Genomic DNA, 10,920 nt, shown 5'->3' on the forward strand with positions numbered 1-10,920 from the left:
TTTAATGCTTAGTGGTGCGAGCACCAGATCTATTCAAGCTGCACTAGGTCATAGCAGCCTTGAAACTACAGAGATTTACACGCATGTATTGTCTACCAACAATAAAACAATGAAAAGTCCATTGGATATTTTGTACGAAAAGAGTACATTTGAAAAGTCCGATAACGGAATGCTCATATAAGCGATATAAACGCTATAGAGATATTTGGGGTTGCGTTTATACGGATGTTATGGCTTATTAAAAAAACCAATCAACACATGAAACGGCTTTTGACAATTCTACTAATTCTTGCTTCTTTACAGTTTTTCGGACAGTCAGGGAAAGCCGGAAAATTAAAAGAAGATGTCAACATAGACACATTATTTGTGAGTATTCAGTTTTCAGATACTGCGGATCCCGTGCTTCAAAAAGAACTTTTAATTCAATTTGACACAATAGTTTCTTCTTTCAATAGAGAAGAACAAGCATTCACGCTGGCAATTGACAGTACAAGAAATACACGGACTATAAATTTTTTGGTTGGATCTGTTAAATATGTCGATTGGAAAAAAAATTTATGGGTAACAGGTCTTGACCTTGCTTTAATTGGCGTAAATATTTTAATTATACCCTATTTTCCGCCAGTAATTCCGTTTTATTTAATGCCATCCACTATTTGTCGTGTTGACTTAGAGAGCTCGGATGACTTATTCTACAGACCAACTCGTATCTCTGTAAACCCTAATGGCTACTTTGCAAAAAGAAATACACAGAAGCTTCGATTAAAGAAGAAGTTTGACAAAGTATTTTACAAGTATTTCCTTAGCCTAAATAAACAGAATGAAAAAAAAAACAAGCCATAACAAACAATATACGCCATAAAAAACGGCGCATATTGTAGTCGTTAGCTGCAAGCGTAACAGACCGTAACTGACAGACAAAAATCTATGACAGAGAAGAAAAATATTTTTATAATTATTGGAAGTGCAAGTAGAAATTCTGCAAACGAAAAGCTTGTAGAAAATTTCGTTGATTTGACAAAGGACGTTTTTAATTTGACAGTTTTTAAGGACTTGAAAACACTTCCTCATTTTGACCCTGAACTTTCGGCAGACAATGCACCCGCAGAAGTAACAGAATTTAGAAAAAATATTGAAAATGCAGACGGAATTTTAATTTGCACACCTGAATATATTTTTAGCATACCCAGTGGACTGAAAAATGGAATTGAATGGTGCGTTTCCACGACAGTTTTATCGGACAAACCAATCGGACTAATAACGGCTTCTGCAAGCGGACAAAAAGGACACGAAGAATTGCAGTTGATTATGAAAACTGTTTTGACAAAATTCACAGACGAAACAACATTATTGATACAAGGAATAAAAGGCAAAATAAACGAACAAGGACAAATTACGGACGACAAAACAAAAGAAAATTTTATGAAATTTATTGACGCATTTAAAAAAATAATAAACTGAACAAAAACGCCAGCAGCTAACAGCACCTACAAGAAATTGGCGGTTCAGTGCTTAAATGAAGCTTTGTGCTTCGTATCAAGATTTGTGGTGGCAGACAGTTTTCGTCTCCGAAATCGCCAACTTCTTGTAGCCCAAGCGTTGTGCTTCATGAGAAATTCCTATATTGTTAATTAAAGCTGACCAAATGGAGTTAATGAAATTTATCACTTAACACATTAAATCGCATTTGGTAGCATTTTTCTTTTAGAACGGAAATATAAATCAATAAACAAACTCAAATGAATCCGAAAATAATCAGAATCTTGTCAATGATAGTTCTCCTGCAAACAGGGTTATCTGGGTTTGCTCAGATTATTGATTTTCCAGACACTTATTTTAAACAAGCGTTGATTGAAAATGGAGTTGATGTGTCAATGGATGGAGAAATAGATCAATCAGAAGCTTTGCTTATCTCCAATTTGAACATTAGTTCAGATTCAATTTCTAATCTTAATGGCATCGAATTCTTTCTTAATCTTAGCTCTCTCAATTGCAGCGACAATCTCATTTCAGAGCTCGATCTTTCTTCAAATACGCAGTTGGAATACTTAAACTTTACAGGGAATTTGCTAACCAGTTTTGATGGATCGAGCAATATCCTTTTGCGCTCACTAATCTGCGAATGGAATATACTTACGAGCCTTGAGCTAAATTCGAACAACCTGCTCGACACCCTCAATTGTAATGGGAATGATATTTCATCATTGGATTTAACAGGTCTCACTAATCTCAGTTACCTGCTTATTTCAGGAAATAATTTGACGTCCATAGATTTATCCAACAATATCAGTCTTAAATCATTGTATTGTAGTTTCGTTTATCCGCTGACTTCTCTTGATGTAAGTGCGAATCCTAATCTGATCGTTCTTTATTGTAATAGCACGCACTTAGATACTTTGATTCTGGCAAATCCTGAATTGGTTTATCTTAAATGCCACAATAATAATTTGGAAGTACTGGATTTGAGTAATGTCCCCAAACTCGAAGAACTCCAATGTAACTACAATAACCTCACGAGTTTGGATTTGTCGAATATGTATCATCTAAATGTAGTGAACGCTGGTCAAAACAATCTAAATGAGTTGAATATTTCGGGGGATACCTCCTTGACATTCTTAAGTGTTACAGAAAATAATTTGAATAGTATTGTAATGGCTAACAATTTTAATCTCGATAATATTCAAATCCAACATAACAATTTTACTGATTTCGATTTTACTGATTTACCGAGTCTTCGTCGCTTTTATGGAAGAGATAATAAATTCTCTCACTTCACAGTTGATCACCCTACTCTTGAGAAATTATCGCTGTGGTACAATGATTCTCTAACTTTCCTGGACATTTCAGCATCAACTTCGATCAGACTTCTTAATCTCAGCTATAACGAACAGCCTATTACTGTCTGCGTTTGGACTATGCCTTTTCCTCCAGATATTTCATCTCCAGATTCTGGCTCAGTTATTTTGTCTGACTACGATAGTCCGAATATCACATTTACTGAAGATTGCACAGTATCTGTTCACGAAATTTCCACTCAACGAATAAACGTTTATCCAAACCCGGCGAGTGAAAAATTAACGATCCAAGGCGAATTCCTTAACAATACTCATGTACGTTTTTCAATGTATGACTTATATGGAAGAAAAGTCTTCACGGATACTCAATATTATTCCGATTCATATCAAATTGATGTATCGAATTTTAGAAGTAACATGTACATTCTAATAGTAGAATCTGGCGGAAGATCTGTATATAAAAAAATCACTATTCTTTAAAGTTTAACTATTCATAAGTAGGAAGCACGAAAGCACAACATTATATATGCGATAATGCGGGATTCAAGTTTAAAAGTGAAAATCCTGCAATCAATGAACATTACGATATATTGAAAGTAAGTACTTCGAAATCCCGCACTACGCATATATTTGCCGTTAGCAACAAGCTAAAAAAAACATTGAGAATATGAAAAAACTTTTAGTCCGAATTGCTTCAAATTTATTTCCGAATCAAATAACATCTTTTGCGTACGACCAATTAACGAATCCACAAGTTCGAAAACTTCGAGAAAACGAATTAGGAACATTAGAAAAAGCGGAAAAAGAAAAGTATAAATTCAAGGATTTTGATATTCAACTTTATACTTGGAAAGGTGGCGATAAGAAAGTTCTTCTTATTCACGGTTGGGAAGGTCAAGCAGGAAATTTTTCGGATTTAATTGAAAAACTTTTAGCAGACGGATTTACAGTTCACTCATTCGATGCACCATCACACGGATTTAGTAGTAAAGGACGAACAAGCTTATTTGAATTCACAGAATTAGTTGGAATTTTAATAAAAAAGTTTGACGTTAAACTTTTAGTTAGTCATTCTTTTGGTGGTGTAGCTACTACTTACGCTTTATTTGAAAATCAAGACATAGAAATTGAAAAATACGTCTTGATTACAACACCTGATAAATTCATTGAGAGAATAGATGACGTTTCAGAAATGGTCGGAATTAATGAAAAAGTAAAAAACCGACTGATAAGCAGATTGGAAAATGAAACAAATAATGATGTTAGAAATCTGAATGTGAGTGAATTTGTTAAATCTATAAATGTAAAAAAGTCATTAATAATTCACGATATTGACGACAAGGTCATTCCTATTTCTCGTTCAAAAAATGTTCATCAGAATTGGACTGAATCCGAATTTATGGAAATTGAAGGAACAGGACATTTTCGGATATTAAGAACAGAAAAGGTCATTAATAAGGTTATTGATTACTTAAAATAAAAAGCCAGTTGCTAACAATGTATATGAAAAATAGGCGAGTTAGTTCTAAATTCAAGGCTTTTGAATCGTATCAAACTTTGTGCTTAAATGAAAGTTTCGTGCTTCGAAATCGCCTACTTTTCATATACTAACCGTTATGTGCAATTAAAAGAATGAAAACAAGAAAGATTAAATTACCGCAACTATCCTTTTTGAGTAAATACTTGGAAGGAGACAACGAAGATTTTTTAGAATCAATATCGTCTCATGTCGGTCATTTAGTTTTTGAATTTAATCTATTAGAAGAACGCTTGACCTCTTTCCTCTGTCAATTATTCATAGATGACTATGATGCAATTGGATTAATTGTAACTAAAAATATGGGATTTGCTGAAAAGGTTGACCTTCTTGATAGATTTGCCCAACATAAGCAGAGCAGCCTTGAAAAACTGATAAATGGACATTCAAAGCTTATTGAGGACTTAAAAGAAAGCGGTCGATTAAGGAATATGGTTGTCCATGCTGAATGGAACACAGTTGACCTTGAAGGATTCGCACATACCAAATTGAGAATAAAAAGTGGTGAGTTAACTCAAGAATTTACTCAACTTAATGAAGATGCACTAATTGAAATAAGAAATTTAATAATTGAAACTCATAATGCATTTGATGATTATGAAGAAGACTATTTTAAAATTTAAAGAAAGCATATAATAGTGTGAATATGCAATTAGAAAAAATGAAACGATTAGACGAAATAGAGAAAATGAGTTCCAAAACTGCTTTAAAAGTTGGACTTTCTGTTGGGACTTTTTTCTTGTTTCTAACGACATCTATTCTCGTGCTCGTTGCAGGCGGACTTCTTGGACTAATTGGACTCTATGCGATTTTGTCATTTAACAATCTGTATTTATCATTAATCCTACTTTACCTGTCATTTCCATTTGCTCTTTGGACAGTAGGTAGAAGAATTGGAAAGAACTTGTTCAACGATAAGTCCACGCTCCGAACTTCCTTCGAGTTTTCATTTGGTGTTAACCTAATAATTTGGACTGTTTTCTATATTTCCCAATTATTAGTTGGACAATCAACCGAGATAGTAATTTGGACAATTGCTACTGTAGGAATCACAATAATCTTGAGCATTTTAACGACATTTACAATAGGTATTCTTATAGTGAACCAAACCAGAAAAAAGATAAATAAAGCACATAACAATGGCTAAAAAATCATAGCTGCCCTGCGGGACAGCAACGCTTTTTAGCCCAGCGTTACCACCAATAAAAGAAACGAATTCATTTGAAGTTTAAAGGAAATAGAAAAACAATCACATTTGACTGCTTGGCGTAGTTATTAACGCGGATAGAAAAGAGATTTGTTTTTGCCCAAAGATTGATAAAAAACGAAGAAATCAAAATGCCAAAGTTCCATTTTTTTAAACGATTATTTTATATAACTCAGCTATATTCTCTTGCACCCTCATTCATGCGCATCTTAAAGAAGAGAATCAAGACACCCTTCGAACTCACACGCCAAAAATTTTCTTTGGTTGCGATGCTATTATCATTTGGTTTATTGAGTTCTGTTTTACTTATATCCAGTCAAGTATTTGCGCAAGAGTATCTGGATATTGAAAGCAACAACATTAGAATAGACCCGGAATGGTCTAAAACGTATGCGTCAGGAGAGAATATATGGGCTTATGACGTAAAATCAGACATCTACGGAAATGTTTATTCTACCGGTTATTTCCACAGGTCTTTAAAAATCGGCGGGAAATATATTGCACAGTCAACCGAATGTTCCAGAAGCTGTCCTGATACTTATTTTTTGATGAAACATGACAACAATGGCAAACTTCTTTGGATTAGATATGCAAATGGCAATTCCCGCCCATCAAAAATCGTAATAGACAAACAGGGTGATATTTTTGTGGCTGGCAGCGTTTTTAGTAGAGCATTGGTTTTTACTTCAGTTGGCACAACCACGGTTAAGCTGGACAAGCCCAATGATTTTAAAAGTGGGATTTTTATTGCAAAGTATGATTCATCAGGAAGGATACTCAAGACACAATTTTTTACTGAAGGCAACAACGAACATGCAAGTGATTTTGTAATTGATAATAAAGGAAATATTTACATAGCAGGAGGGTATCAATTTGAGAGTTACGATAAGCCAAGAGAGATTCAAGTTGCTTCTCTTTTAATGAAATTCAACCCCCAATTTGAGTTCATGTGGAAACAGGTTGGCGACACAATTGGCAGATCAAACATCAGTTCAATATTTATTGATGAAAAAGCAAATATATATTTGACCGCAAGTTTTACAAGTAACATCCGATTTTGGAAGACAGAGTTTTTAAGTTCAAATATTAAGGGAAGTTCAATTCTCGCCAAATTTAACGAGAAAGGAAAATTACTTTGGGCTATAGACTCTATCGGTAAAATTGGTATTGGTTCAGGTCAAGGAATTGTATGTGATAAAAAAGAGAATGTCTATGTAAGCGTAGGTTCTCTCGGAGGTTTTTCGATTATGAAGATTAATAAAAGAGGCAAATTACAATGGATAAATAGAATCACAGGAAAAATTTCTAATAATAATCAGAAAATGATTATTGACGATAAGGATAATGTTTATTTGTGTGGCGAAGGTTATGGAGCAGTTTTCGGAACCCAAAGCTCTGAACTTTTCTCATATAAGTCTATTGGAAGTACTGATTTTTATATCGCTAAGTATAATTCGAAAGGAGAATGTATCTGGTTGAAAGCCGGAGGAGGAAAAGGAACAGATTATTGCAAATCAATCTCACTTTATAGGAATGATTTATTCGCTTTTGGATGGTTTAGTTCAGATATGAGTTTTAATAAGACCGTTCTTAAAAATGATCACGGTGATGCATTTTGGCTGGCAAAGTTTGATTTGAATAAATTGGAGGAAATAGATAATAGTCTACAAAAAACAGGTGACAACTCTGATGATTTACAGGAAAAATATCGTGTAAATGAAATTTCTTGCGAATGTTATCAGTATGCAGAAAAACGAAAACGCTATATCCCCCCACTTAACCTACTTATTCCTGATGATTCATTTAACAAAATGACTGGTTGGAAATATATTGGAAAAGATAATATAGGTGAAAGTGTTTTTTCTGAAGGTCTGCGATATACATCCACTTTTGACGGTGCTTTTTATTCAATGGTAATCATCGCATACGAACCAATCCGACTAATGCATCCCGATAATACATTTGCATTGAATCTTACACCTTGCACAAACGAAAATAATACGCACGAACTACCAGTACATGCTGGTTACAAGCATCTAATAAATAAATACATCCCGGGTTACGATTATAAATCATTCGACAAGTCGGCGCAATCATATTTTAAAGTACTACTGAATATGTTTGGGGGCACAGTTGAAGAAATTTTAAATAAGGTATTATTTAATTATGAAATGACAGATATCCAGCCTTTCATCTCAAACGTAAATTCAAAGTATAATATTGAAATAGAATTGGATTCTTTGAATGAGGAAGAAACAATTTCTAATATTCTTTCGGAATTAGAGCGCAAAAATATTGATTTTTCTGATTTCATTTTGTCCGAATTTATCTTAACAGATAGTTCACATCACACAATTAATGATGTCGAGAAGAGCAGAATGTATTTTATTTTTAGTGAAAGGATTGGCAACTTCACCTTTGAGAACATTGATAGAGTGATATACCCACAAGTAACTGCGACTATTACAACCAAGACCATAGGAATTGAAATAAACGAAAATGTCATTAGGCGTTGGGATGCAATAAAAAACGAACCGGCAAAAGACCAAAAAGGAAAGTTCCTGCCTGCAAATATATTAGCGGATATTACAACTTTAAATTACACAACTTCAAAAGGAATAGAAGTACCAATTAAAGATGTATGTGTTACACGTTCCGAAATTGCGGGAACAGGCATATTACTGAATTTTACAAAAGCTCAATTATGTAGTTCTAAAGAAAAACATTCTAATATCTTGGAATATTCCAACTATCCCTTATTTATTACTGATTCTGTTCCTGGAAGTGAATATAGAACACAATATGTCTATGATTCACTACTTACTGATTTTACAGGATTAATAATTCAAGATGGTACATTAAACATTCCTTTTAAGAATAGAGTTATTACTGTTTCGGGTTCAAATATCATTTTGAATAATAATTTTATATCAGGATCATTTAAGCTACCTATCGATGATATGGTAGATTCTTTGAAAACCACTTCTACACTTAAAATTCCAATAGATGAATCCTTCATTGAAACAACAATGGATGAGTTAGACGAATATTTCAAAAATATTGGATTAAAAAATTTGAAGTTCGTCATAGACGGACGGTTCTTAAAAGTATTTTTCAAAAAAACTACATTGCAACCTTAATAATATGAGCGTTTGCATTCCAAACAGAATTATAAGAAATCTACAATGGATAAGCAATCGTGCAAATGGACAAAAATATACTGGTGGTAACATTATATAAGAGATAATGGGGCTTTACGTCTAAATATGAACATCATACAATCAATGAACTTTACGGTAAATTGAAAAGATGTTCTTCGAAATGCCCCACTACTCTTATACTCACGTTGTGCAACATTAAAAAATACCTGCTAATGTGTATTTTCCAATATAAAATAATTGAGTATTTTTAATATATGAACCAACCGAATTATGAAAAAAATAATACTATTAACAGCAATTGCATTTATTACTCAAAGTAACATCTATGCAAAAGACATCAGTTTCACATTCACCAATAAAACTGAACAAATGATAACAACATTAGAATATTGGTTGGGTTCGGCAACAGAATCCAATAGTCCTAATTTAAGTTACAGTTCAAAAGGTTCTTTAGCAATAGATGGGTCAATAGAAATCCCTATGAATTTTCATAAAACAAAAAGGAATACAGTTATGGTAAGAGCATATTTGAAAGGAGGTGGATATATCAGCCAAAAATATACAATTAACAAAGGCCAAAAAACCCCGTCATTAGCTCTACTAAACATAACCGAGAAAGTTTCCACGGATGAATTCAATAAGGTAAAGTCAAAATTTACTGAATTAAAACTTGATAAGGGTTATTTAAAAACAAGTAAAGAGAATGGTATTGACGCATTAATAGGTTCTATAATAATTTATGACGTTAGTGATAAAGTAATTTATAAAATAGACCCAAAAATATTAAAAACAAAAGTTTCCTCGACTTCGCTTCCAGATTTAAAGCAGACAATTGAAGGAATATTTTCTAGTGAAACCGCAATTAGTGGTAGTGTGAATTTACCATTTGTAAATATTTCATCTTCATTCTCAACAGGAGATGTTGCAAAATTTATTTGGGAAATTGAAGATGTCGGTCAATATACTTGGTCTTCTGAAAATGGTAAAAGTTTAGCAGAATTATTTCTTGCGTTACCGCAAGAAACTAAAGATGATTTAGTGCAATTATACACGGATAATCCTAAAGCACAAATGAAATTTATTGATGAAGCTTTTATGATTGGCAGACTTGAAGTAACTACAAAAAAATCAAGAAAAATTAGTTCAACAACCGAACTAAACGCAGCAAATTATGTAACTGGAAAAGGCAATTATTTATTTATCGATGATTTAACCGATACATTTGTAGTTAGAGATGTTATTACAGAGGTTGATGGATATAATGCTACAAATATGCTTAAGACACTTTACCTGAAGGAGAAAGCCAAATTACAAAATTCGATGGTAGCCCAAGATGAAGATAGAATTAAAGAAGAGTATAAGTTCCTTTTAAAATTATACCCACAATATTTAGAAAAGACCGATAATGTTGAAATTATGAAAAAAGCTATCAGAGATTTATCAAAAGACAAGGAGGCCCAATTACTTTTTATCAATAAAACTCTAGATAAAGAGAAAATTAAGCTTAACGATATAGAATTAGAAAATATAGAAAAGCAATAGCGTACCGTTGCACAACACCGTGTATAAGCCATTGCTGGGTCTGTGCTAATCTTGAAAATTATTGGGAATTTTCCAGCGGAGTTTTGTACTTTTAATGGCTCGTGTGTTAGACACGCGACGGCTCATACACATCAACGTTGTATGCCATGCGAAAATAGGTGAACGAAAGAGTAAATTTAAATTTTTGAAACGGTTGACAATTATTTCGGAAAATTTTTTCTCTACTTCTAAAATGGCTTTGAATTAATGGCTCGGTTTTGCTCCCTGGATATTTTCGCGGGAATTTTAACCAAAGAAAATATTTCGGTGGACTTTTGATTCTGCTACTAAAACAGAGAATCCTTAAACTTCAAGTTTTGCTCACCGTGGATAGGTTCGACGGAAAAATTTTATCGGATTATTCATATAGAACGAAAATATTTGGTAACTTAAAAAGCACAGGCACACAACATGGTGTAAAAAAACATGTCGGATAATATTTATGCCTCCGCTTCGCTCTGGCGATTAATAAGGAGACCGTCACGTTTTTTACACAGACGTTGGGGGTAATTAAATATGAAACGTGCATTAGTCATACAATATTTATTAATAGCATTTCTCATTTCCTCATGTGTGACAATCTACAATAAGGATAAGCTCTCGATTAACAAGCTCGATGATAGGAATATTCCGATTCTT

9 protein-coding genes are annotated in these 10,920 nt (G+C 33.3%); all 9 read left to right on the forward strand.

Features of this window, described 5'->3' with window-relative positions; translation table 11 throughout:
• Window positions 1-181, forward strand: a 181-nt coding sequence (locus tag G3O08_RS19800; protein WP_163287186.1) for a tyrosine-type recombinase/integrase, incomplete at its 5' end; no start/stop codon positions are given.
• Window positions 182-258: 77 nt separating this feature from the next.
• Window positions 259-843, forward strand: a complete 585-nt coding sequence (locus G3O08_RS19805) for a hypothetical protein (RefSeq protein WP_163287187.1) — start codon at window positions 259-261, stop codon at window positions 841-843.
• A gap of 84 nt (window positions 844-927) precedes the next feature.
• Entirely contained in the window at window positions 928-1,461 is a 534-nt protein-coding gene (locus G3O08_RS19810; protein ID WP_147088373.1) for an NADPH-dependent FMN reductase, read from the forward strand.
• A gap of 308 nt (window positions 1,462-1,769) precedes the next feature.
• On the forward strand, window positions 1,770-3,275 hold the full coding sequence (locus G3O08_RS19815; protein ID WP_163287188.1) for a T9SS type A sorting domain-containing protein: 1,506 nt from the start codon (window positions 1,770-1,772) through the stop codon (window positions 3,273-3,275).
• 187 nt (window positions 3,276-3,462) lie between these two features.
• Entirely contained in the window at window positions 3,463-4,275 is an 813-nt protein-coding gene (locus G3O08_RS19820) for an alpha/beta fold hydrolase (RefSeq protein ID WP_147088603.1), read from the forward strand.
• A gap of 152 nt (window positions 4,276-4,427) precedes the next feature.
• Window positions 4,428-4,955, forward strand: coding sequence for a hypothetical protein (locus G3O08_RS19825; protein ID WP_163287189.1), 528 nt, complete (start codon window positions 4,428-4,430; stop codon window positions 4,953-4,955).
• Window positions 4,956-4,993: 38 nt separating this feature from the next.
• The gene (locus tag G3O08_RS19830) at window positions 4,994-5,479 is read left to right on the forward strand and encodes a hypothetical protein (protein WP_163287190.1); all 486 of its coding nucleotides are present in this window, start codon (window positions 4,994-4,996) and stop codon (window positions 5,477-5,479) included.
• A gap of 167 nt (window positions 5,480-5,646) precedes the next feature.
• Window positions 5,647-8,679, forward strand: coding sequence for an NHL repeat-containing protein (locus G3O08_RS19835; protein ID WP_163287191.1), 3,033 nt, complete (start codon window positions 5,647-5,649; stop codon window positions 8,677-8,679).
• Window positions 8,680-8,970: 291 nt separating this feature from the next.
• Complete coding sequence (locus G3O08_RS19840) at window positions 8,971-10,242, forward strand: hypothetical protein (RefSeq protein WP_163287192.1); 1,272 nt, start codon at window positions 8,971-8,973, stop codon at window positions 10,240-10,242.
• The last annotated feature ends 678 nt before the right edge of the window (window positions 10,243-10,920 follow it).

This window comes from Cryomorpha ignava (genome assembly GCF_010686655.1).
Lineage (GTDB): Bacteria > Bacteroidota > Bacteroidia > Flavobacteriales_D > Cryomorphaceae > Cryomorpha > Cryomorpha ignava.

Coding starts and splice junctions, on each gene's coding strand:
- G3O08_RS19825 (WP_163287189.1), top strand. CDS start 4,428: ATGAAAACAAGAAAGATTAAATTACCGCAACTATCCTTTTTGAGTAAA.
- G3O08_RS19820 (WP_147088603.1), top strand. CDS start 3,463: ATGAAAAAACTTTTAGTCCGAATTGCTTCAAATTTATTTCCGAATCAA.
- G3O08_RS19815 (WP_163287188.1), top strand. CDS start 1,770: ATGATAGTTCTCCTGCAAACAGGGTTATCTGGGTTTGCTCAGATTATT.
- G3O08_RS19805 (WP_163287187.1), top strand. CDS start 259: ATGAAACGGCTTTTGACAATTCTACTAATTCTTGCTTCTTTACAGTTT.
- G3O08_RS19840 (WP_163287192.1), top strand. CDS start 8,971: ATGAAAAAAATAATACTATTAACAGCAATTGCATTTATTACTCAAAGT.
- G3O08_RS19810 (WP_147088373.1), top strand. CDS start 928: ATGACAGAGAAGAAAAATATTTTTATAATTATTGGAAGTGCAAGTAGA.
- G3O08_RS19830 (WP_163287190.1), top strand. CDS start 4,994: ATGAAACGATTAGACGAAATAGAGAAAATGAGTTCCAAAACTGCTTTA.